The sequence below is a fragment of the Streptomyces sp. NPDC048415 genome, from assembly GCF_040651675.1.
In the GTDB taxonomy this organism is placed as follows: Bacteria; Actinomycetota; Actinomycetes; order Streptomycetales; family Streptomycetaceae; genus Streptomyces.
Genome location: NZ_JBEZKJ010000033.1, coordinates 56,671 through 78,256, shown reverse-complemented (window position 1 = coordinate 78,256; position 21,586 = coordinate 56,671). Strand labels below are relative to the sequence as shown.

Annotated in this window: 20 protein-coding genes; 7 read left to right on the top strand and 13 right to left on the bottom strand. The window is 70.3% G+C overall.

Annotation, left to right across the window (positions count from 1 at the left end; all coding sequences use genetic code 11):
- Positions 1-531: 531 nt before the first annotated feature.
- Positions 532-1,131 carry a hypothetical protein gene (locus AB0D27_RS22305; protein ID WP_362511422.1) on the bottom strand — a complete coding sequence of 200 codons (600 nt, stop codon included), beginning with the start codon at positions 1,129-1,131 and terminating at the stop codon, positions 532-534.
- A gap of 158 nt (positions 1,132-1,289) precedes the next feature.
- On the opposite strand from AB0D27_RS22305, the gene AB0D27_RS22300 reads away from it, so the two are divergent.
- The 3 genes from AB0D27_RS22300 to AB0D27_RS22290 are packed head-to-tail and all read left to right on the top strand — an operon-like array spanning position 1,290 to position 4,155.
- Positions 1,290-2,366: a beta-ketoacyl-ACP synthase 3 gene (locus AB0D27_RS22300; RefSeq protein WP_362511420.1), complete on the top strand. Its 1,077-nt coding sequence runs from the start codon at positions 1,290-1,292 to the stop codon at positions 2,364-2,366.
- Positions 2,363-3,937 (top strand): acyl-CoA carboxylase subunit beta, encoded by a 1,575-nt coding sequence (locus AB0D27_RS22295; RefSeq protein ID WP_362511417.1) that lies wholly within the window; start codon positions 2,363-2,365, stop codon positions 3,935-3,937. Before AB0D27_RS22300 ends, AB0D27_RS22295 begins: the two co-directional genes overlap by 4 nt.
- Before the next feature lie 8 nt (positions 3,938-3,945).
- Positions 3,946-4,155, top strand: a complete 210-nt coding sequence (locus AB0D27_RS22290) for an acyl-CoA carboxylase epsilon subunit (RefSeq protein WP_362511414.1) — start codon at positions 3,946-3,948, stop codon at positions 4,153-4,155.
- Between the two features lie 58 nt (positions 4,156-4,213).
- On the opposite strand, the gene AB0D27_RS22285 is transcribed toward AB0D27_RS22290, so the two are convergent.
- The 9 genes from AB0D27_RS22285 to AB0D27_RS22245 form a co-directional block, all read right to left on the bottom strand.
- Positions 4,214-4,780, bottom strand: coding sequence for a TetR family transcriptional regulator (locus AB0D27_RS22285; protein WP_362511411.1), 567 nt, complete (start codon positions 4,778-4,780; stop codon positions 4,214-4,216).
- Between the two features lie 687 nt (positions 4,781-5,467).
- Complete coding sequence (locus tag AB0D27_RS22280) at positions 5,468-7,075, bottom strand: FAD-dependent oxidoreductase (RefSeq protein WP_362511408.1); 1,608 nt, start codon at positions 7,073-7,075, stop codon at positions 5,468-5,470.
- The gene (locus tag AB0D27_RS22275) at positions 7,059-8,342 is read right to left on the bottom strand and encodes an MFS transporter (protein ID WP_362511405.1); all 1,284 of its coding nucleotides are present in this window, start codon (positions 8,340-8,342) and stop codon (positions 7,059-7,061) included. Before AB0D27_RS22275 ends, AB0D27_RS22280 begins: the two co-directional genes overlap by 17 nt.
- Positions 8,343-8,364: 22 nt before the next feature.
- Positions 8,365-9,249, bottom strand: coding sequence for an SAM-dependent methyltransferase (locus tag AB0D27_RS22270; protein ID WP_362511403.1), 885 nt, complete (start codon positions 9,247-9,249; stop codon positions 8,365-8,367).
- A gap of 1 nt (position 9,250) precedes the next feature.
- On the bottom strand, positions 9,251-10,033 hold the full coding sequence (locus AB0D27_RS22265) for a class I SAM-dependent methyltransferase (RefSeq protein WP_362511399.1): 783 nt from the start codon (positions 10,031-10,033) through the stop codon (positions 9,251-9,253).
- A gap of 22 nt (positions 10,034-10,055) precedes the next feature.
- Positions 10,056-10,787 carry a hypothetical protein gene (locus tag AB0D27_RS22260; RefSeq protein WP_362511396.1) on the bottom strand — a complete coding sequence of 244 codons (732 nt, stop codon included), beginning with the start codon at positions 10,785-10,787 and terminating at the stop codon, positions 10,056-10,058.
- Positions 10,788-10,791: 4 nt separating this feature from the next.
- Positions 10,792-12,288, bottom strand: coding sequence for a radical SAM protein (locus AB0D27_RS22255; RefSeq protein ID WP_362511393.1), 1,497 nt, complete (start codon positions 12,286-12,288; stop codon positions 10,792-10,794).
- A 133-nt stretch (positions 12,289-12,421) separates the two neighbouring features.
- Positions 12,422-12,580, bottom strand: a complete 159-nt coding sequence (locus tag AB0D27_RS22250; protein ID WP_158690554.1) for a hypothetical protein — start codon at positions 12,578-12,580, stop codon at positions 12,422-12,424.
- A gap of 59 nt (positions 12,581-12,639) precedes the next feature.
- Positions 12,640-13,995, bottom strand: coding sequence for a radical SAM protein (locus AB0D27_RS22245; protein WP_362511390.1), 1,356 nt, complete (start codon positions 13,993-13,995; stop codon positions 12,640-12,642).
- A 266-nt stretch (positions 13,996-14,261) separates the two neighbouring features.
- On the opposite strand from AB0D27_RS22245, the gene AB0D27_RS22240 reads away from it, so the two are divergent.
- Positions 14,262-14,702: a DUF6278 family protein gene (locus AB0D27_RS22240; protein ID WP_362511388.1), complete on the top strand. Its 441-nt coding sequence runs from the start codon at positions 14,262-14,264 to the stop codon at positions 14,700-14,702.
- A 303-nt stretch (positions 14,703-15,005) separates the two neighbouring features.
- On the top strand, positions 15,006-15,749 hold the full coding sequence (locus AB0D27_RS22235) for an amino acid ABC transporter ATP-binding protein (RefSeq protein WP_362511444.1): 744 nt from the start codon (positions 15,006-15,008) through the stop codon (positions 15,747-15,749).
- Positions 15,750-15,912: 163 nt separating this feature from the next.
- Here the strand turns inward: AB0D27_RS22235 and AB0D27_RS22230 are convergent, their stop codons facing one another.
- Entirely contained in the window at positions 15,913-17,478 is a 1,566-nt protein-coding gene (locus AB0D27_RS22230; RefSeq protein ID WP_362511385.1) for a CocE/NonD family hydrolase, read from the bottom strand.
- Between the two features lie 107 nt (positions 17,479-17,585).
- Positions 17,586-18,338: a hypothetical protein gene (locus AB0D27_RS22225; protein WP_362511382.1), complete on the bottom strand. Its 753-nt coding sequence runs from the start codon at positions 18,336-18,338 to the stop codon at positions 17,586-17,588.
- A 105-nt stretch (positions 18,339-18,443) separates the two neighbouring features.
- Here AB0D27_RS22225 and ggt point away from each other — a divergent pair, with 105 nt between their 5' ends.
- Positions 18,444-20,246, top strand: a complete 1,803-nt coding sequence (ggt, locus tag AB0D27_RS22220) for a gamma-glutamyltransferase (protein WP_362511379.1) — start codon at positions 18,444-18,446, stop codon at positions 20,244-20,246.
- 134 nt (positions 20,247-20,380) lie between these two features.
- Here ggt and map read toward each other — a convergent pair whose 3' ends face one another.
- Positions 20,381-21,148: a type I methionyl aminopeptidase gene (map, locus tag AB0D27_RS22215; protein ID WP_362511376.1), complete on the bottom strand. Its 768-nt coding sequence runs from the start codon at positions 21,146-21,148 to the stop codon at positions 20,381-20,383.
- 32 nt (positions 21,149-21,180) lie between these two features.
- On the opposite strand from map, the gene AB0D27_RS22210 reads away from it, so the two are divergent.
- On the top strand, positions 21,181-21,435 hold the full coding sequence (locus tag AB0D27_RS22210; protein ID WP_362511373.1) for a helix-turn-helix transcriptional regulator: 255 nt from the start codon (positions 21,181-21,183) through the stop codon (positions 21,433-21,435).
- The last annotated feature ends 151 nt before the right edge of the window (positions 21,436-21,586 follow it).

The following is a 21,586-nucleotide window of genomic DNA, read 5'->3' as shown; positions in this document are numbered from 1 at the left end:
CTGCACTTCGGGGGTTCCGTGAGCGGGTAATTCACTGAGTAGTGAAAACCATCCTAGCAGGGGGTGCCCCCGGAATTCCATCCACAGGTAGCGCAAAGCAACTACTTGACGATGTCGAGCGGTTGGCGTGAACGTCGGCTCCCGGCGGGGGGTCGTTCACCGCCACGGCGGTTCGCGGTCACCGCGGGCTGTCGCCCCCCAGGAGGCGCCGACTACGTGCTTGCCGACTACGTGCTTGCCGTCTTCGGCAGGGTCGCGGCCGGGGACCGCGGCGGATTGTTCTGCCGGCGCTGTCCGGCCGATCACGGCGCAGACGCGGGGTGTGGCACGCACTCCCGCGGTCGGCTTCGCTCGCGCGGGGACCGCCATCGCGCCGCTCGGCTTCGCTCGCGCGGGGACCCCCATCGCGTCGACTCCCTCCTCCGCTTTGCAGCTGCGCGCTCCCTCACTCTCGGCTTCGCTCGAGCCGGGGACCCGTTCCCCCGCTCACCGGTGCACGACGGGGGAGCCGCTGCTTTCCTCCATCGTGGTCTACCGGACAGGTTCCAGCATGGTCTGCCGCAGTCCCGGCGCGATGGCCCGGATCACTGTCTCCAGGTCCGCCGCGGCGACGGCGTCCACCCTCAGGAGGTGTCGCACGAAGGCTACTCCGCCCAACTGGGCGCCGAAGAGCGCGGTGCGCAGCTCCGCGTCCGGGCTCGGCAGTTCCTGGTCGACCTGACCGTTCAGGGTCTTGGAGATGCGCTCGCGCAGTATCGCGGAGGCGTCCTTGTCGGACAGCGCGACCCGGTACAGCTCGACCATCGGGGAGTCCTCCTCGTTGGGCTCCCACAGGGCCAGATAGGTGCGAGCGAGGCGGAGGGGCAGGTCCTCGTCGACTCCCTCGGTCACCGCGGGGCGGAGAATTCCGGCCACCTTGACGGTCCGCTCTATCAGGGCGTCGAAGACCGCGGCCTTGTCGGGAAGGAGTCCGCGGGCGAACTCCTCCTCCAGGCCTGCCGCTTCGGCCAGGTCCGTGAAGTCGGTCTGGCGGTAGCCGAGTTGCGTGAAGAGGGTGCGCCCTGCGGAGATCAGGGCCTGGGTCGCCTCGGCCCGGGTCTCGGCCACGGTCTCTGCGCTGGTGACGGTCATGACGGCAACTCCCGTTGGTGTGAGGCGTGTCGGGCGGCGCCGCCCGATTAATTCACGCTTCAGTGAACTCTTTCGGTGTTGAATTTGTCAAGCCGCTCTGCGATGATTTCAACGCCTGGTGAGTTAAGTCGTGGCTCGCCGCTGCCCGAGGAGGAATCGTGCAGTCCATCGGCATCATCGGAGTGGGCTCGTACCTGCCCGAGGCCATCATCAGCAACGCGGAGATCGGGCGCGGCGCCGGCGTGACCGACGAGTGGATCGTCCGTAAGACCGGCATCCGTGAGCGGCGCCGCGCCGCGCCGCACGAAGCCACCTCGGATTTGGCCGTCGAGGCGGCCCAACGCGCCTTGAAAAGCGCGGGACTGACAGCCGATCAGCTCGCCTACGTCGTGGTCGCCACCTCCACCCCGGACCATCCGCAGCCGGCCACGGCCGCGCTCGTCCAGCACCGCATCGGGGCCGGCCGGGCCGCCGCCTTCGACGTCAACGCGGTGTGCAGCGGCTTCGTCTACGCGCTCAAGACCGTGCAGAAGCTGCTGAGCGGTGCCGCCGACGGCGAACCCCGCCACGGCCTCGTCATCGGTGCCGACATCTACTCCCGCATCCTCGACTACACCGACCGCCGCACGGCCGCCCTCTTCGGCGACGGCGCCGGGGCGACGGTCCTCGGCCCAGTCGCCCCGGGCCTCGGGCTGCGGGAGATCTCCCTGGTCTCCCGCGGCGACGCCCACCGACTGATCGAGGTCACCGCGGGAGGCAGCCGCCGCCCGCCCTCGCCCCAGACGCTGACCGACGGCGACCACTACTTCCGCATGGACGGCAGGGGCGTACGCGACTTCGTCACCCGCACCCTGCCCCCCGAGATCGACCGGCTGCTGCGTCGTGCGGCCGTACCCGCCGACGCCGTACAGCACTTCGTCCCGCACCAGGCGAACGGCATCATGCTCGCCGAACTCTGGCCCGACCTCGGCCTGCACCGGGCCGCCCTCCACCTCACCCTGGAGCGCTACGCCAACACCGGCGCCGCCTCCGTCCCGATCACCCTCGCCGAGATGAACCGCAGGGGAGCGGCGGCACCCGGTGACCTGGTCGTCCTCGCCGCGTTCGGCGGCGGGATGAGCCTGGGCATCGCACTGCTCAACTGGTCGATGGACACCCAGGAGGCCGCCCCCGCGCACCCCGCGGTCCCGCACCTCCTCACGGCCGGCGACCCCGTCTCGCCGCTCGCGCCATGACCGCCGGCGAAGCGGCCGCCCCCGACATCAGGGCACGCGTCGCCCAGCTGCACGGGCTCCGCGAACAAGTACGGCGGGGGCCGGACGAGAAGGCGACCGCCTCCCAGCACGCCAAGGGCAAACTCACGGCCCGCGAACGCATCGAACTCCTCCTGGACGAAGGCTCCTTCAACGAGGTGGAGCCGTTGCGCCGGCACCGCGCCACGGGATTCGGTCTCGAAGACCGCAGGCCCCACACCGACGGCGTGATCACCGGCTGGGGCACGGTCCACGGACGCACGGTCTTCGTCTACGCCCATGACTTCCGCATTTTCGGCGGCGCACTCGGCGAGGCCCACGCGGAGAAGATCCACCGCATCATGGACCGCGCCGTCGCCGCCGGCGCCCCGCTCGTCTCGCTCAACGACGGCGCGGGCGCCCGTATCCAGGAGGGCGTCACCGCACTCTCCGGCTACGGCGGGATCTTCCGCCGCAACGCCCGCGCCTCCGGGGTGATTCCGCAGATCAGCGTGATACTCGGCCCCTGCGCCGGCGGGGCCGCCTACTCCCCGGCACTCACCGACTTCGTGTTCATGGTCCGCGAGACCTCGCAGATGTTCATCACCGGCCCCGACGTGGTCGAGACGGTCACCGGGGAGAAGGTGACACTCGGCGGCCTGGGCGGCGCGGACGTGCACGCGGAGGTGTCGGGCGTGGCCCACTTCGCGTACGACGACGAGGAAACCTGCCTGGAGGAGGTCCGCTACCTCCTCTCCCTCCTCCCGCCGAACAACCGGGAGACCGCCCCCGCAGCGCCCCCCGAGGACCCGCCGGACCGCCGCTGCGAACGACTCCTCGACCTCGTCCCCGCGGGCGGCCACCGCCCGTACGACATGCGACAGGTCATCGAGGAGATCGTCGACGACGGCGAGTACCTGGAGGTCCACGAACGCTGGGCGGCGAACGTGATCGTCGCCCTCGCCCGGCTCGGCGGCCAGGTCGTGGGAATCGTCGCCAACCAGCCCATGGTCCTGGCCGGCGTCCTCGACATCGACGCCAGCGAGAAGGCGGCCCGCTTCGTCCAGATGTGCGACGCGTTCAACATCCCGCTGGTCACGCTGGTCGACGTCCCCGGCTTCCTGCCCGGCGTCGACCAGGAACACAACGGCATCATCCGCCGCGGCGCCAAACTCCTCTACGCCTACTGCAACGCGACCGTCCCCCGTATCTCCCTCATCCTGCGCAAGGCCTACGGCGGCGCGTACATCGTCATGGACTCCCGCTCGGTGGGCGCCGACCTCTCGTACGCGTGGCCCTCCAACGAGATCGCGGTGATGGGCGCGGAGGGCGCCGCCAACGTGATCTTCCGCCGCCGGATCCAGTCGGCCGACGACCCCGAGGCCACCCGCCGCCAGCTCGTCAAGGAGTACCAGGCCGAGCTGATGCATCCGTACTACGCCGCCGAACGCGGCCTCCTCGACGACGTCATCGACCCGGCCGACACCCGCCATGTCCTCATCGAGTCCCTGCACATGCTGCGCACAAAACACGCCGACCTGGCAGCCCGCAAACACGGCAACCCGCCCCAGTGAGGAGCACCATGACCACAGCCACCGAAGCAACGCCGCCCCTGGTCCGAGTGGTCAAGGGAGGCGACATCCGCGCCGAGGAACTGGCCGCCCTGACCGCGGTCCTGCTGGCCCGGGCCGCGACCACGACGGAGGAATCCACACCGACGACCGTCGTACCCCTCTGGGAACGCCCCCTGCCCGGCGCCTCCTACCGCTCACCCCTGAGCTGGCGCGAATAGCACACACATCATGGCGCCCGTTGCCGCTCTCGCGGCAACGGGCGCCCTGCGCGCATGCTCAAAGACCGGCCAGCGCGGCCCGCATCGACGGAGCGACGAGATCGGCCAGGGCCTGCACGGACAACCCGGCGATCGGCTGCAGACGCAGCAGATACCGGGCGAACGCCACCCCCAACAACTGGGCGGCGACCAGCCCACTCCCCGCAGCCGCCCGCTCGGCCCCCAACACCCCCGTCAGACTGTTCGTGAACTGCTCATGCAGCACCGCACGCAACCGCTCCGCCGCCCGCTCATTGGTCGCCGCCGAACGCAGCAGCAGCCGCAGCGACCCCTCGGCCGCGTCCTGCTCCCACGGCGCCAGAAAATGCCCGATGAGGGCATGCGGCAGCCGCTCCAGTGGCGTCCCCGCCAGATCGGGCAGCCCCAGGTCGACATCGAGGGCGGCATCGAACAGCCGCTCCTTGTTCCCGAAATAGCGCATGACCATGGAGGGATCGATGTCCGCCGTGGCGGCAATGGCCCGTATGGTCGCCCGCTGATACCCGTCAGCGGCGAAATGCACCCGAGCCGCGCACAGAATCGCCTCACGCGTACGCAACGACCGGGACGTCACACCCTGCCCCACAACACCCTCCTCCCCGCCAACGCATGTGCACATGAGCCCCCAAGCACCCGCACCCGCCGACGCACGCAAGGGGACGTGCCGGAACGTCCGCCCGCAGCGGATGGCGCGTCAACACGGCTTCCCCGAAAACCGACCGATTCCGCGCCAGACCGAGGACGGATGCTCCGGCACGGCCCCGCCCCACGACGGCCGGGGGGCGAGCCGGTGCGTTGGTGGCTGACCGTGCCGGATCGAGGACGGTTGCTGTGGCAGGGCTCCGTCCCGCGGCGGGGCGGGGGGCGAGCCGGTGTGTTGGTGGCTGACCGTGCCGGACCGAGGACGGTTGCTGTGGCAGGGCTCCGTCCCGCGGCGGGGCGGGGGGCGAGCCGGTGCGTTGGTGGCTGATCGTGCCGGACCGAGGACGGTTGCTGTGGCAGGGCTCCGTCCCGCGGGGGGCCGGGAGGCGGGCCGGTGCGTTGGTGGCTGATCGTGCCGGACCGAGGACGGTTGCTGTGGCAGGGCTCCGTCCCGTGGCGGGCCGGGGGCGAGCCGGTGCGTTGGTGGCTGACCGTGCCGGACCGAGGACGGTTGCTGTGGCAGGGCTCCGCTCGCGAGCGGTGCCTCGGTGGCTGACCGTGCCGGACCGAGGACGGATGCCGCACGGCCGTGACCCACCCCGGGCGGCAGGCGAACCGGAACCAGACGGCCTCATGTCTGTTCGACGGCTGCGGACGGCTGCTCGGCAGGCACCGCCGGCCCCGGCACCGCGCTCACCTCACCACCGCTCTCCGGGTGAGTCTGAGGCAGCGGCCCCTCGACACCGCACCACTGGTTCAACGCCAGCCGGACCCGCCCCTCGCACCCGTCCGGATCCGCAGCCCCGTCGACCCAGGCCGCGTAACCATCGGGCCGCACCAACAGCGCGCGCACACCCGGCAGTTCAGGCACCGCGGCACCCACCCGCACCGGACTCACCCGAGACCCCCAGGCCTCGGTGACCGCGGCACACCGCCCGTCCTCCGCGAGATCGAGCAGCACGAACCGCCCGTCCCGCATCAACGAGTACAGCCGCACCGGCCCCGCCCCGACCCGAGGCACAGTCAGATCCGGCACCCGCTGCCCCACCCGCACCGCACGGTGACCCAGCGCGCCGCCACGCCCCGCGTACCCGTTCGACAGCCCCGAGATCGCCTCCCCGGCGACCTTCCGGACCCGCCGATACGACAGTGCCTTGGCCAGCACGACCCGACGCAGCGCGCTCACCCGGGCCGACGGCGTGGTGGCCAGCCGCGTCGCCCGGTCGGTAGCCCGCAGAATCCGCTCCGCCTGCGGACGCCGCTCCACCTCGTAGGAGTCGAGCAGCCCCGCCGGCGCCCACCCCTGCACCTCGGCGGCGAGCTTCCAGCCGAGATTCACGGCGTCCTGGATCCCGAGATTCAGCCCCTGCCCACCGAGCGGCGAATGCAGATGCGCCGCGTCCCCGGCCAGCAGCACCCGCCCGGTCCGGTACTGGTCCGCGATGCGCTGATGGATCTTGAACCGGGCCAGCCACTCGGGCTCGTACGGCCCGGGATCGAACCCCAGCGCCCGTGTGAGCACCTCGCTCAGCTCGTCCAGCGTGACCGGCTCCCGGGTCCACGGCCGGTCCCGGCGCGCCACCGCGATCCGGTACAGCCCGTCGCCGTACGGCACGGACACCATGACCCCGCCGCCGCCGGAGACGATCAGCACATCGTCCGGCGGCGGCTTGCGCAGCCGCACATCGGCGAGGATCGGCGCGATGTCGTACGTACGACCGCGGAAGGCGATGCCGGCGAGTCCGCGTACGACGCTGTGGGCGCCGTCGCAGCCGACGACGAAGTCGGCGCTCTCCTCCCACTCACCGCCGCCCGTCCGCACCTGGAGCGTGACACCCGAAGCGTCCTGCGCCAGACCGAACACCTCGGCGTCGCGTTCGATGGTGACCCCGAGGTCGAGGGCGCGCCGCTGCAGCACCTCCTCGGTACGGCTCTGCGGGATGACATTGAGGGAGGGGAACCGGGTGTCGAGTTCGGCGAAGTCGACGCGGGCCCCGCGCGCGGGCACCATCCGGCTGACCGGCCGGCCCAGGGCCACCAGCGCGTCGGCGTGACCGCGCAGATCGAGCACTTCCATGGTCCTGCTGTACAGGCCCATGGCGCGGGACTGCGTGGACGGCGCGAGCCGGCGTTCGAGGACCGTGCAGGACACGCCCGCGGCGGCCAGCTCACAGGCCAGGGCGAGACCCGTGGGCCCGGCCCCGACGACGATGACGGACTGTTCAGGAGCGATGGCCACGGCTTCCTCCTTGGACCGGGGACAGGAGCGACGACGAGAGGGGTGTGGGGTCGGCGGCGGGCGACCGGCTGCACCGGGCCGCCCAGGCACCGGCACCCAGGACGAGGACTCCGAGCAACAGCCAGCCCACCGCGCCCCGTTGCACCACGAGGAAGGTGATGACCAGCGGCCCGTAGGTGTTGCGCGCCGCGTTCCCCAGGCCGAAGAAGGCGAGATACACCTGCCGCCGGTCCTCGGGCGCGAGGTCGTACGAGATCGCCCAGGCACCGGCCTGCTGGTGCATCTCGGCGAACGCCTGGAACGCGACAGCGCCGAGCAGCAGGGCCACCGCGGCCCCCGTGGGCACCGCACCGGTCACGGCGAGCCCGCCGCAGCACACGGCGAGCAGCAGCCCGCCGCGCCGCAGCGCCCGCCCGCCGTCCTCGGCGCTCTCGATGCCCCGGGTGGCCCGCACCTGGAAGAGCACCACGACGACCGTGTTCAGCACCAGGGTCCAGGCGATGGCCGCCCGAGGAATGCGGTCATGGGCCAGCACCCACAGCGGGACACCGGCCGTCAGCACGGTGACATGCAGGCTCACCAGCGAGTTCAGCCCGGTGAGCAGGGCGAACCGGCGGTCCCGGAACACGCTGATCCGCTGCCTCCACGGCAGCGGCCGGCCGCCGCCCGGCGCGCTCTCGGCGCTCCGCAGCCGTGCCACCAGCGCCGCGGCGATCACGAAGGAGAGCGAGTTGGCGTACACGATGCCCACGTACAGCCCGTCGCTGTCCGGCAGCAGGACCACACCGGCCGCGAGGCCGCCCAGGGCGAGCCCGAGATTCTGCAGCGAACGGGCCCGGCCCATGGCGCGGACCCGCCGCTCCTTGGTGACCGCCGTACCGAACAGGCCCTGCACCAGCGGCGAGGCCCCGCGGTCGGCCACCGCGAGCAGCGAGACCACCAGCAGGAAGGGCGCGAAGCCGGACACGAACGGATAGCAGGTGAGCAGCGCGGCCCGGACCAGATGGGCGCCGATCAGCATGCGCCGCGGGCCGACCCGGTCCGCCAGGATCCCGGTCGGCACCAGCGACAGGAAGGACACGGCGCCCGCGACGGACAGCCCGATGCCCACCTGGCCGCCGCTGAGACGCAGATAGCGGGTGAAGAAGATGACGGACACGGACATGTACAGCCCGCTGCCGAGGGCGTCGACGAACACCGCGACGAGCAAGGCGGCCGCCGCGCCCGACAGCGGCCCGCGCCGCGCCCGTTCCGCTGCCTGCGTCATGTCGCCCCCGCTCGATGGAAGATCAGTAGTACTCGCGCATCAGCTCGTCCACCCACTCCGGCTGGACGACCTCCTCGCGCGGTCCGAACTGCCGCAGATACGGCTTGATGTCGAGCACGGGAGTGCCGTCGACGGCGTCGAGCCCGACGACATGCAGATCGAGCCCGTCCGTCTTGACCAGCCGGCAGCGGGAGACCCCGATGCGGTTGGGGCGGTTCTTGCCCCGCTGGGCGAAGATGCCGGCCAGTGGCCAGTCCGGGTTGTTGCGGGGATGGCGCGCACCCTCCTGCACCTTGTCGAGCGGAACCCGGTGGAAGTGGAAGACGACTTCGAGGTGGGAGAAGGAGTCGAGGGAGAGCAGCGCCTCTGCGGTGAACCGCTCGGCGTCCAGCCGGATGACGGAGGCCACCTCGCCCCAGTTGTCGTCGATGAGTTCACGCCGCTCGTTGTGGACATGGGCGATCGGCACCAGATCCGTGATCGCGTCACCGGTCATGTCAGTCCTTCCGTCGGGGCCGCCCAGGGATGTCCCGGCGGCGTTGCCGTCCAGAGACCACACCTGGTCGCGTACGAGCAACTCACCTGCGGGGGCCCGCTGTACGGCCAGGTAGATCTCCTCACGCGGCACGGCGAGGAGATCGCCGAGCCGGTCCTGGAGCAGCCGCAGCAGGTGCCGGACCTGGGTGCCGCTGTAGCTCTCCTTGCACACGACGAAACCCACCGGGGCCGGCGCCGCGTCGCCCTCGCGCCACTCGGGCCGGTGGAAGGTGCCCGGCTCGAGCCGCTGCCACCACAGCCAGCAGTGGCCGCGCGGAATGCCGAGCAGCGCGGTCACGGAATCGGCCAGCTCCCCAAGGACGGCCGCGCCGGGGCTGGGCGCCGGTGAGAAGAGCCTGATCACCGGCATGTCAGCGCACCCCGCCGAGCGGTTTGACACCGATCACCATGCAGGTGCGTACGGGGAGGTAGAACTCGTCGCCGTCCTGGCGGATCCCGAGCGCCTCGCGATATGGCGCGGGCGCCGCGGCGAGCCGGGCCCGGATCGCCCGCTCGGCCTCGTCGCCGGAGGAGGCGATCTCGCACCACCGTTTGACGGGCACCCCGGTGCGGCTCTCGGACTGCGAGCCCCGGGCGACCGGGACATTGAGCCCGGCGTCCTGCAGGAAGCCGATCCACTCCGTGAGGGTGTAGCTGCGCTGGTGCGTCGGATCGTGCAGCATTTCCAACGCGTGGTTGAGCGCGTCGATGTCGGGGTCCTCGTGGCCTTCCAGGTCGATGACGGCGAGCCGGCCGCCGGGACGCAGCAGCCGCGCCATCTCGCCGACGGCCGCCGGCATGTCACGGAAGTGGTGCGGGGCCAGACGGGACACCACGAGGTCGAAGGAGGCGTCGGGGAAGGGGAGTTCCTCCGCGAACGCCTTCGCCGTCTCGATGTCGACGCCGCGCTCGGCCGCGAGTTTGCGGACGGAGGCCAGCATGTTGGGCGCCGGGTCCACGGCGACGAGGCGAGCCGGGTGTTCGTCGGCGAACGACAGCGCCAAGTGACCCGCGCCGCAGGCGACATCACAGATGGCACGGCCCGTCTGCGGACCGAGCGTCTCGTGCAGTGCCTCCATCGTGGGACTGGAGCGGTGCACCTCACTGGTCGCGAAGTTTTCGGCGATCTTGTCGAATCGCTGGCTGGAGAGCATGTCCTGCGCGCCTCTTCCTCTTCTACTGACTGGCCGTCACTTCAGGGGCGCCCACAAGAGAAGTGAGCGCCGAGACCGCGTCCCTTGCGGGACCCGAACCACAGGGCTGGAGGGTGTGCCCGAGGCCTTCGAGCAGATGCACCCGGACCTCGAAGGAGCGCCGCCCGACCAGTCGGCTCGCCGACCACTGGCCGTACATGTCGGGGGCGAACACGGCGGGCGGCAGTGCCTCGTCGTCGGCGTCGGCCACGTATCCGACGAGGTCGAAGCTGCCGTACACGAGGTCGAGCGAGGGGAGGCGCGAGGTCAGGAAGGCGTCCTCCTCGATCACCGTGCCCACCAGGACCGCCCCGTCCGCGTCGCGGGGCTCACCGGCTCGAAGCAGATGCAGCAGGGCGAGGCCGCCCAGCGAGAAACCCAGCAGGACGAGCGGCCGGACGAGCACGTGCCCGTACCCGTCAAGGAGCTGGGACAGACGACCGGCCCGCACGAGCTGATCGGCCTCCGTGGAGGGCGTGTTCGGCTCCCGGGCGGGCATGTCGCACGCGAGCACCTGCGCGCCCCCGGCCACCAGCCGCCCGGTCAGCCGCTCCAGCAGCCCGTCGTCGCGGCCCTGACCGTCGAGGACGGAAACGCTGCCGGGACCGGCGAGCAGCACGGTGGCGTTCGGCGGACCGGCGGGGAAGGACCGCCGTGTGCGGTACCGCGCCCCGTCCGGGCCTCGGCGCCACTGGGTGCGCTGATGCACGCTCATCGGATCACCGGTGGCAGACGGCCTCGGCGAAGCCGCCGACGCGCTTGTGGAAGTAGACGCTGATGATCTCCTCGTGGAGCGCCTCGCCGTCCAGGGTGGGGGCGACGCTCTCCAGGGTGCCGGGTACCGGTGCGAGGAGGCCCCGCTCCATGAGTTCGGTGAAGACCGCCGCGAACGGCTCGTCCTGGAAGAGCTCGACGCCGAACCGCCGCCGGAACCGCCCCGCGTCGATCGACTGGTTCGCCTTGAACGCGAACCCGAGCACCATGCCGATCGCCTGATAGCCCGCGAGCCGCCGTCCGGAGGCCAGCGGCAGCCCCGGCCCGTCCTTGAGCAGCCGGGCGTACCCGGAGATGTCGGCGATGTTGTGGGTCTGCACCACCGTGTCGTCGTCGCCGGTCAGCCAGCCGTACGCGCCGGGCCCGTAGGCGATCATGGAGTCGTGCCGCTGCCACTTGTTGCGGGAGACCCGCGGGATGTTGCCGTCGGGATAGACGCCGGGCCGGTTCCACCAGCCGCACGGGCTCGGGTGGTAGCCGCCGTCGAGCAGCAGCTCCACGACGGCCTCGCGCATCGCGTAGGTCTCGCCGAGCGAGGGGAACAGCTGCTGCTCGCGCAGCCGGTTCTTGACGCTCTCGACGTTCCACAGCGCCCGGTTGCCGATGCCCATCTTGGCCCGGTCGGCGTTGCGCAGCCGGTAGATGGTGATGGTGGGGACGTCGAGGTCGATCAGGCGCCTGATGTCGTCGGCGACCTTGGCCGTCGTCTGGTGCGGCAGCCCGAACATCATGTCGACGTTGAACGGCCGTCCGGTGGCCCGCAGTTTGTCGATGGCCCGCAGCGACATGGCCGCGTCGTGGCCGCGCCCCGCGAACGCGTTGACCTCGCTCTGCAGGGACTGCACGCCGACGCTGAAGCGGTTGAAGCCGATCGCGCAGGCCTCGGCCAGCTCGTCCTGCTGGAAGTTGTCGGGGTTGCCCTCGAGGGAGATCTCGCAGTTCTCGGCGAGCGTGTAGTGCGCCCGTATGTGCTCCAGCAGGCGCCCCAGTTGCTCGGTGCCGAGCAGTGAGGCGGTGCCACCGCCGAGGTAGACGGACTCGATCGAGGCGTGCGCGAGCCAGGGGGCGTGTCCGAGGCGCCGGGCGGACTCGTCGAGCAGCAGATCCGTCCAGATCCGCGGCGCCGCCTCGCCCTCGGGGCCGTCGGTGACCTTGCGCTTGACGTAGTTGCAGAAGTGACAGATGTACGCGCACAGCGGCACATGGACATACAGATGCGCGGGCCGGCCGGCTCCCGGGTGATTCCGTAACGCCTCGGCGACCTGTGAAGCCGACAGCTGCTCACCGTAGTTGGCCGTCACGTTGATGTTGTAGTCGTCCTGGCCGATCCGCAGTGCGGGGTTCTCGCCCAGCAGCCGCGCGAGTCCTGTACCGGGGCGCGGCGCGGTTCCCGTACCGGGGCGCAGTGCCGTGGTGCCGGCCGAAGCAGCCGTCTTGCTCATCGCGACCTCGTCTCCTCAACAGGAAAGAACGGATGTCGAGCGAGCCTTTGCCGTCGGCGGGCCTTCCCGGCCCGCCCCTCAACGGGCCGGGAAGTGGTACACCGCTTCGTCACCTGCCGGCAAAGGCGTGGGGTCAGACCTCGACCTCGATGACCGTGGCCTCCGTGATGTTGGTGGCCTCGACGAGCGTCTCGGCGGGCGCGGTGGCCGAGGCGGCTCCGACGGCGCTCAGGGTCACGCCCTCCTGCCCCGGCTCCAGGTGAATGCGGATGACTTTCTTCTCTTCGGGCATGGCTTTCTTCCCTTCGGTTCGGGCGGCAGCGGTCGCGCCGCCGTGGGACAGGGACCCGCTCACGTCGTCGGGAGCGGGAGTCGGGTGGGCCCCGGCGGGTCGGCCGACGCCGACTGACGGGGCGTCAGAGTCAGTCGTACGTTGCGCTGTTTGCGGGCGCGCCAGTAGCGGCCGGAGCGCAGCGTGAACTCCTGCAGGTACTCGGTCGCGCCGCAGCCCTTGGCGTCACCTGTGATGTTCCGGGCCAGCGGCGGGCAGCGGAACTGGCACCAGATGTCCTCCTGGGCGACCGGGCACGTACCGCACACGGAGTGGTCGCTGAAGCGGATGTCGCGGAACTCGTCGAAGCCGTGCTCCCAGATCTCGGCGAACGACCTCTCGGTGGTGTTGCCGGCCTTGTAGAGCTGCCCCGACATGCAGTTGCTGCAGGGGTACACATCACCGCGGCTGTTGACGTAGACGACCGAGCGGCCGCACTTCTCCTGGCCCACCGCGCGCTCCAGGCGCTGACAGAACTGGATGGTGTCCACTCCGCGGATCTCGTCGGCGGCGCGCCGGGCGGGGCCCGTGGGCGCCTCGACAGGCTCATGGTCGGGCTCGGTGGAGTAGCGGTCCATGCACCGCTGGTAGACCTCGAAGACCTCGTCGACGTCCTCGGGGCGCAGCAGCATGTCAGGGTGGAGCAGCGCCCGGCCGACCGGATGCGTCTCCAGCCACTGGGGCCGGGGATACCCGCGCTCGGCGCACCACTCGAAGATCTCCTCGGCGTCCTGGATGTTGCCCCGGTGCACGGAGATGGCGGTGCGGAACACATGCCCGTGCTCGCGCATCATCTCGAAGGCGTGCTGGAGCTTGGGGAAGTCCATCTTGCCGCGGACGGTGCGCTCGGGGTCGGCGGTGTCGAAGCTGATGAAGAACGACTGGCCTGCCGGGATCCGGGCCAGCTTCTCCTCGGTGACCAGCAGGCCGTTGGTGAAGATCTGCGTGCTGAAGGGCTTGCTGCGAGCATGCTGGATGATCTCGACTGCGTCCCGGTGCGAGAAGATCTCACCACCCGTCAGAAACACCTGTAGTACGCCCATCTCGGCGAAGTCGTCGAGGAGTTGCTTGACGCGCGGTGTGGAGATCTCGTCGGGGCGCTTGAACGCGGAGTCGGCGTAACAGTGGCGGCAGCGCAGATTGCAGAGGTTCGTGGTCTCCACGAAGGCGATGGCCGGGGCGGGCAGATGGAACCTGTCCAGCGTCACCAGCGGGTCGGCGAGCGCATGGGCCATCAGTTCGGTGACGGTCACCGCTCGTCCGGAGTTGTGCCGCTCGATCAACTCCCGTGCGGACGCGGCGAGGAACTCGACATGCCCGTTCGGCAGCAGGGCGACGATGCCGCCCTCGTTCACCTGGAAGGGAATCTTCTGCACGGGGCCTGCCTCTCCGGATCGTGGGATGGCGGAACATCCTGGTCGTGGGATGGCGCAACATAGAAGTCAACGACCGTTGAACTCATGCTTCGTTGAACTCTACGGAGGATGAATACCTTTGGCAAGGGTGGGGCGCGCACGGCGGGGAGGGGTGGCGGGACGGCGCTGCGATGCGCTCGATTCCGTGATCAACTGCCGCAAGATACATTCTTGGAAATGCCGGGAACGCGGAGCCGACGGCGATCGCACCCACGGAGAGGCCGGTCATGAACTTCCCCTTCTTGGACAAGTGGCGCAGGCGGCACTCGGCGGAGCAGGACCCGGGACTCGCCGCCGCCTTCAAGGACGATCCGGCGGGCGTGGCCGATCTGCTCTCGGAGTGCGAGCTGCTGCGCTCCCATGCCGCGGCGGCGGGGCTCGAACTGGACGACACCCCGGCCTCGTTGGCCGCGCTCGACCAACTGCTGCCGCGCTGGCGCGACGACCCCGAGGTGCTGCCCTGGCTGGGCAATGACGCGGGCCTCTATCTCGGCACGGTCGTGGTGCGCACGGTGGCCGGCGCCGGCTGGCACGTCTGGCCCGGCGGCAGTCCGGTGGTGCGGCTCGCCTCGGGCCGCGAGATCCCGGTGGTCGAGGCCGGGCTCGACTGGGCCGTACAGGGCGCCCCCGAGCTGTCACAGGTGTACGCCGAGGCCGCGGAGGCCTAGGTGCTGGACGCGGAGGCCGGGGGCCTGGACACCGAAGTCGGGGTCTCGGAGGCCTGGTCCCGGATGCCGAAGTCGGGGTCTCGGAGGCCTGGTCCCGGATGCCGAAGTCAGGGTCCCGGAGGCCGGGGTCCCGGACGCCGAAGCCAGGGTCCCGGAGGCGGACACCCAGTGGGCGACGTCGTAATACAGCCGTAATGCAGCCTCAAATACGGTTAATGGCTATAAGTGCGTGTCGTGCGTTAAGTCCCGTTTTGCGCCGATAGTTTGCGTTGACCGACACAGCTGAGAGTGGGCAGGTCCGGTATGGCCGTCGATCCGTTGATCGAGCTGCGTGACGTGAACAAGTACTTCGGCGAGCTGCATGTCCTGCAGGACATCAACCTCACCGTCGGCAAGGGCGAGGTGGTCGTGATCATCGGCCCCTCGGGGTCGGGCAAATCGACACTGTGCCGAGCGATCAACCGTCTGGAGCCCATCGAATCAGGGACGATCAAGCTCGACGGTCAGCTTCTCCCGGACGAGGGCAAGGCCCTCGCCAGGCTTCGCGCCGAGGTCGGGATGGTCTTCCAGTCCTTCAACCTCTTCGCGCACAAGACGGTCCTGCAGAACGTCTCGCTCGGCCAGACCAAGGTCCGCGGCCGCAAGAAGCAGGAGGCCGACAAGCGCTCACGCGAGCTCCTGGACCGGGTGGGCCTCGCCTCCCAGGCCCCCAAGTACCCCGCACAGCTCTCCGGCGGACAGCAGCAGCGCGTGGCCATCGCCCGCGCACTCGCCATGGACCCCAAGGTCATGCTGTTCGACGAGCCGACCTCGGCGCTCGACCCCGAGATGATCAACGAGGTTCTGGAGGTCATGCAGCAACTCGCGCGGGACGGGATGACCATGGTCGTCGTCACCCACGAGATGGGTTTCGCGCGCTCCGCCGCCAACCGCGTCGTCTTCATGTCCGACGGCCGCATCATCGAGGACCGTGCCCCCGACGAGTTCTTCACCAACCCGCGCAGCGACCGCGCCAAGGACTTCCTCTCCAAGATCCTCAAGCACTGAGCGGGGAAGCGATGCCGAACCTCGATTAGGATGTGCGGTTCATCCCCGTGGTGACGGTGGCCGACCCAGGACGCTGCTGCCGGACGGGGAACCCCCCACAGCCCCGGGACTGTAGAGGGAGCAGCAGCTCACAGAGCCAGACCCGGCCGGCGGCAGCCGGAGATCACTGTTCGCGCAGGGGCACCGACACATACGACGGGTCGTGCTCCGGCGAGGAGAAGGTCAGCTGCGCGCCGGACGGGTTGTGCTCGATGTAGAGCGGGTCCACCGTGTCGACGACCAGGGCGAGACGATGCCCTGCCGGAACGTCGTAGGCCGTGGAGAACAATTCCAGGTCCACGCCGAACGGCTTGCCGGGCGTCTGCCCGTGGAAGGTGTACGGGGCGTTGCTGACCAGCTTGCCGAGGCCGAGCGGGCCCACGTCGTAGAGGTAGGCGACAAGGGTGCCGCTCTCCTCGGTGCCGGTGACGGTGGTGTGCAACGTGACCGTGCCGCGCACCTGTTGGGCGCTGTCGTACCTCTCCGACTGCCACACGGCGGCCCAGCGGCGCGGCAGGAGCGGGATCGAGGCGATGGGCGGCGTCCGCAGGAACTGGTCGAGCGCGTTGGAGAGGATGAAGACGCCTCCGTCGGCGCCCGAGTCGACGTTCGTGTGGATGGTGGTGGTGCCGGCGAGGTCGATCTTGCGCCGGGTCGCTCCGACCGACTTCCAGTCCGGGTAGGTCTCGTAGCCGCCGGTGGAACGGGACTTGAGCTGGACGGGCTGCTCGCGGTCAATGCCGCTGTCCTCGCCCTTGAGATAGTGATCGAACCAGCGGGTGGTGTCCGTCCACACGTCGTTGGGCAGGCCCAGCAGGCCGGTGACCTCGGCGGTCGCGTGGTCTCCGGGCCTGAACTCCAGGCGCTTGGGGACCGTCAACTGCTCGTAGAACTTGGCGTACTGGTTCGGCGGGAAGGCGGTGTCCCCCCAGGCGTTGGCCAGCATGACGGCCGCGCCGTTCTTGTTGAGCTGGTCCAGGTAGGTCGCGGGCGAGCGGACCTTCCCCCAGTCGAGCATGTCCTGTTCCTTCGACAGGTCCGAACCGAGGAACTCCTTGAGCATCTGCTGGAATTCGGCGCTCGGGCGGCCGGTGAGGTAGCCGGTGCCGCCGAGGAAGGAGACGGCCTGGGAGTGCTGGGTGCGGCCGGAGTAGATCGAGTCGTTGAGATCGGCCCAGCCGCTCATGGAGGCAACCGCTTTGATCCGGCTGTCGTGCGCGGCGGCGAGCAGGCTGATGCCCGCGCTGTAGGAGACACCGGCCATCCCGATCTTCCGCGCGTCCGACGGGGTGTTGGCGAGCGCCCAGTCGATCACCTTGGAGGCGTCGGCCGTGTCGGGTGGCCCGGCGACCTCTACGTTGCCGCCGGACTGCCAGAAGCCGCGCACGTTGTAACTGACCACCACATAGCCGGAGTTCGCCAGCTTCTGCGCCTGTGCGAGGTATTCGATCTGCGGTATCGACCAGCTCGTGGGCAGCACGAGCAGCGGGTAGCGGTGCGAGGTATCGGAGGGCGCGACGACGTTGGCCTTGAGGGTCGTACCGCCGTCTCCGGCGATGTCGACGAAGCGGATTCCGGTGGCGGGGGAGGCCTGGGCGGGGGTAGTGACACCGAGGGCGGTACCGGCGATCAGCGTCGCCGAGACGGCACCTACGGTGGTCGTACGCAGGGCCTTGCGCGGGTGTCCCACGGGTCACTCCTCACTCGGGTCAGTGCAAAGTGACCCGACAGTAACCGGGGTTCCCCAGCATAAGTAACCCGTCAGTAAGTTACGTGCCGGTAAAGGTTGTTGAGTGATCACGTGGCGCGGTGCGACGTGCGCGCCGGCGCCGGGGCCGGAAGAGGAGTCTGCGCCGCCCGCGTCACATCCGCGACGAGCTCGACCACATCCGGTCCGTACGCCTGGGAGTTCACCACCTTCAGCAGGAGTACGAAGGAGTTGTTGCCGTGCTTGCGGGCCAGCCGTTCGTGGTTGCGGCCCAGATAGCGGGAGGCCGCCTGGTTGGTGATCGCGCGCTGGCCGCAGAACAGGAAGACGGGTCTCGCCGTGTTGCCCGCGGTGAGCCGGGCGAGGATCACGTACTCCGCCGTGCCCGCCTCCAGGCGGTAGCGCTCGCCGCCGATCTGGAAGGCGCCGCGGTCCGGACCCGGCTCGGGGTCGACGTTGACGCGGATGCCCGGCAGCAGCGAGTGCAGATGCGCGGCCATCCGTCGATTCGACGACGGCCCTCCCACGCAGAACTCGGTGCGCTCCCCGAAGCCCTGCTGTGCCGCGTCATGCGCGAGGACCTGGGCGTGCGCGCCGCAGTCCTTGATCAGCGCGGAGAGTTCGAGGAGTGCAAACACGTCATGGCGCATGACCGAGAGTTCGGGTCCGCCCGCCTCGCGGTTCACCACGAGCAGCGACTCGGAGTTGTCCGGCAGCCCGAAGAACGCCTGCTTGCGGCGGAGCTTGCGCTTCCACAGATACGTACGGGCGAGCCAGCCGAGCGCGGCACTGAGGCCGGCCGCGACCACCCCGAGGACGATGTTGCGCACGTCGTCATTCATGGGCGCGCATGCTAGCGGCTGTACCGAACGACGTTCGAGGGGGTCCTGACGCGGGCATGGCGGTGAAGTTACGCTGCGCGGACAATTGTTTGAGTGGAGGTACGGATGCGTCGCCCTCTTGCGCGGAATCTGGCGGTCTTGGCGGTTTCGGCCGCGGTGGTGTCGGTCGGCGCGGCCGCGCCTCCCGCGGCACCCTCCGCAGGGGCGGCCGAGAAGGTGCCCGTCGCCGTCGGCTACGGCGGCGCCGTGGCGAGCGTCGACGCGGACGCCTCCGCGGCCGGGATCGAGGTCCTGAAGAAGGGCGGCAACGCCGTGGACGCGGCCGTCGCCACGGCGGCGGCCCTCGGCGTCACCGAGCCCTACTCGTCCGGCGTCGGCGGCGGCGGCTACTTCGTCTACTACGACGCCAAGTCCCGCACGGTGCACACGATCGACGGCAGGGAAACGGCACCCCTGAGCGCCGACTCGAACCTCTTCGTGGAGAAAGGCAAGCCGCTCGCCTTCGCGGACGCCGTCACCAGCGGTCTGAGCGTGGGCACACCGGGCACGCCCGCCACCTGGCAGACGGCGCTGGACAGCTGGGGCAGCAAGCGGCTGGGCAGCGTCCTGAAGCCGGCCGAACGCATCGCCCGGGTCGGTTTCACGGTCGACGCGACCTTCCGCACACAGACCGAGTCCAACCAGGCCCGCTTCAAGAACTTCCCGGACACCGCGAAGCTGTTCCTGCCCGGCGGCTCCCTCCCGGTGGTCGGCTCGACCTTCAGGAATCCCGATCTCGCACGTACCTATGAGGAGTTGGGCGAGGAGGGCGTCGACGCGATCTACGACGGCGACCTCGGCCAGGAGATCGTCGACACGGTCAACAAGCCGCCGGTCGCCCCGACCTCGGGCTACAACGCCCGCCCCGGCAAGCTCTCCCTCGACGACCTGGCTGCCTACGAGGCGAAGCGGCAGGCGCCGACGAAGACCTCGTACCGCGGTCTGAAGGTCTACTCGATCGCGCCCTCCTCCTCGGGCGGCACCACGGTCGGCGAGGCCCTCAACATCCTTGAGAAGAGCGACCTTTCGAAGGCGAGCGAGGCGCAGTATCTGCACCGCTACATCGAGGCGAGCCGCATCGCGTTCGCGGACCGGGGGCGCTGGGTGGGCGACCCCGCCTTCGAGGACGTACCGACCAAGCAACTCCTGTCGCAGAAGTACGCGGACTCGCGGGAGTGCCTGATCAAGGACGACGCGGTGCTGACGAGTCCGCTGGCCCCGGGCGACCCGCGCGACCCCGCCTCCTGCTCGACTGCGGGAAAGGCCGCCCCGACGACGTACGAGGGCGAGAACACCACGCACCTGACGGTGGCCGACAAGTGGGGCAACGTCGTCTCGTACACGCTGACCATCGAGCAGACCGGCGGCAGCGCCATCACCGTCCCGGGGCGCGGCTTCATCCTCAACAACGAGCTGACGGACTTCTCCTTCACGCCGGCGAACCCGGCCGTGCACGACCCGAACCTGCCGGGTCCCGGCAAGCGGCCGCGCTCGTCGATCTCGCCGACGATCGTGCTGGACCAGCACAACCGGCCCGTCGTGGCACTCGGTTCGCCGGGCGGCGCCACCATCATCACGACCGTGCTGCAGACGCTGACGGAGTTCCTGGACCGCGGGCTGCCCCTGGTGGACGCCATCGCCGCACCGCGCGCCAGCCAGCGCAACGCGGCACAGACGGAACTCGAACCGGGCCTGTACAACAGCGCGCTGCGGACCCAGTTGGAGGCCGTCGGACACTCCTTCAAGCTGAACCCGGAGATCGGCGCGGCGACGGGCGTACAGCGCCTGCCGGACGGGAAGTGGCTCGCGGCGGCGGAGACGGTACGGCGGGGCGGCGGCTCGGCGATGGTGGTGCGGCCGGCGTCGTAGGAGCCAGGGCGTACGGCCGGCGGCGAAGGAGCCAGGGCGTACGGCCGGCGGCGAAGGAACCAGGGCGTGCGGCCGGCGTCGTAGGAACCGGGGCGCGTGGTGCGGCCGGTGTCCGGCGTCCGGCGCGGGCCGCGCTAGCGCGCTGTCAGGATGCGCGGGCCCGCGTCCGTGATCGCCACCGTGTGTTCGGCGTGGGCCGCCCGGGAGCCGTCGTTCGTGCGGAGGGTCCAGCCGTCCGGGGCCGCGTGGTAGCCGTCGGTGCCGCCGCCGATGAGCATGGGCTCGATGGCGAGGACCATGCCGTGCCTCAGGGGCATTCCGCGGCCCGGGCGGCCCTCGTTCGGGACCGGCGGGTCCTCGTGCATGCGGCGGCCCACGCCGTGACCGCCGAAGCCCTCCGGGATGCCGTAGCCCGCCTCGCGGCACACCGTGCCGATGGCGTGCGCGATGTCGCCGACGCGGTTGCCGACGACGGCCGCCTCGATGCCCGCGGCGAGGGCGCGCTCGGCGGTCCGGACGAGGCGTACGTCGGCCACGCGCGGCTCGCCGACGAGGAAGCTGATCGCCGAGTCGCCCACCCAGCCGTCCAGTTCGGCGCCGAAGTCGATGGACACCAGGTCGCCGTCACGCAGGCGGTAGCCGTTCGGGATGCCGTGCACGATCGCGTCGTTCACGGAGGCGCAGATGACCGCGGGGAACGGCGTGGGCGCGAAGGAGGGGCGATAGCCGAGGAAGGGGGAGCCGGCGCCGGCGTCCCGCAGGACCTGGTGCGCCACCTCGTCCAGCTCCAGGAGCGAGACGCCGACGTCGGCCGCCTCCCGCACCGCCGTGAGCGCCCGGCCCACGACCTGACCGGCCGCGTACATCTCGTCGATCGATGTGTTCGTCTTCAGTTCCACCATGCCAATTACTATACCGGTATTAGAATGGGGGCATGGTGCGAACCCCCCTGACCCCCGAAGAGCGCGAACGTGGCGAGCGGCTCGGGCAGTTGCTGCGCGAGGCCCGCGGCGGCCGCAGCATGACTGCGGTCGCGGCCAGTGCCGGGATCTCCGCCGAGACCCTGCGCAAGATCGAGACGGGACGGGCGCCCACTCCCGCGTTCTTCACGGTGGCGGCCCTGGCGCGGGCGCTCGGTCTGTCGATGGACGACCTCGCCAGGCGGTGCGCGTTGGTCCGGGTGGCCTGACGCGCGGGGCGCATGGGTCGCCAACGGCGCGCCTGGGAAGGCGAGTAGGGTCTCGGGCAGCCCGGGTTCGTGACGGGCCGCACACCCGGTGTGATCCATCCCGGAGCGCTCTGCGTCCGGTCCGAAAACTCCCTGTAGCCGTTCCGTAACA

Excerpts from the sequence above, each read along its gene's own strand:
- AB0D27_RS22305 (WP_362511422.1), bottom strand. The coding sequence starts at position 1,131 with ATGACCGTCACCAGCGCAGAGACCGTGGCCGAGACCCGGGCCGAGGCG.
- AB0D27_RS22295 (WP_362511417.1), top strand. The coding sequence starts at position 2,363 with ATGACCGCCGGCGAAGCGGCCGCCCCCGACATCAGGGCACGCGTCGCC.
- AB0D27_RS22290 (WP_362511414.1), top strand. The coding sequence starts at position 3,946 with ATGACCACAGCCACCGAAGCAACGCCGCCCCTGGTCCGAGTGGTCAAG.
- AB0D27_RS22275 (WP_362511405.1), bottom strand. The coding sequence starts at position 8,342 with ATGACGCAGGCAGCGGAACGGGCGCGGCGCGGGCCGCTGTCGGGCGCG.
- AB0D27_RS22270 (WP_362511403.1), bottom strand. The coding sequence starts at position 9,249 with ATGCCGGTGATCAGGCTCTTCTCACCGGCGCCCAGCCCCGGCGCGGCC.
- AB0D27_RS22265 (WP_362511399.1), bottom strand. The coding sequence starts at position 10,033 with ATGCTCTCCAGCCAGCGATTCGACAAGATCGCCGAAAACTTCGCGACC.
- AB0D27_RS22260 (WP_362511396.1), bottom strand. The coding sequence starts at position 10,787 with ATGAGCGTGCATCAGCGCACCCAGTGGCGCCGAGGCCCGGACGGGGCG.
- AB0D27_RS22255 (WP_362511393.1), bottom strand. The coding sequence starts at position 12,288 with ATGAGCAAGACGGCTGCTTCGGCCGGCACCACGGCACTGCGCCCCGGT.
- AB0D27_RS22250 (WP_158690554.1), bottom strand. The coding sequence starts at position 12,580 with ATGCCCGAAGAGAAGAAAGTCATCCGCATTCACCTGGAGCCGGGGCAG.
- AB0D27_RS22240 (WP_362511388.1), top strand. The coding sequence starts at position 14,262 with ATGAACTTCCCCTTCTTGGACAAGTGGCGCAGGCGGCACTCGGCGGAG.
- AB0D27_RS22235 (WP_362511444.1), top strand. The coding sequence starts at position 15,006 with ATGGCCGTCGATCCGTTGATCGAGCTGCGTGACGTGAACAAGTACTTC.
- AB0D27_RS22225 (WP_362511382.1), bottom strand. The coding sequence starts at position 18,338 with ATGAATGACGACGTGCGCAACATCGTCCTCGGGGTGGTCGCGGCCGGC.
- ggt (WP_362511379.1), top strand. The coding sequence starts at position 18,444 with ATGCGTCGCCCTCTTGCGCGGAATCTGGCGGTCTTGGCGGTTTCGGCC.
- map (WP_362511376.1), bottom strand. The coding sequence starts at position 21,148 with ATGGTGGAACTGAAGACGAACACATCGATCGACGAGATGTACGCGGCC.
- AB0D27_RS22210 (WP_362511373.1), top strand. The coding sequence starts at position 21,181 with ATGGTGCGAACCCCCCTGACCCCCGAAGAGCGCGAACGTGGCGAGCGG.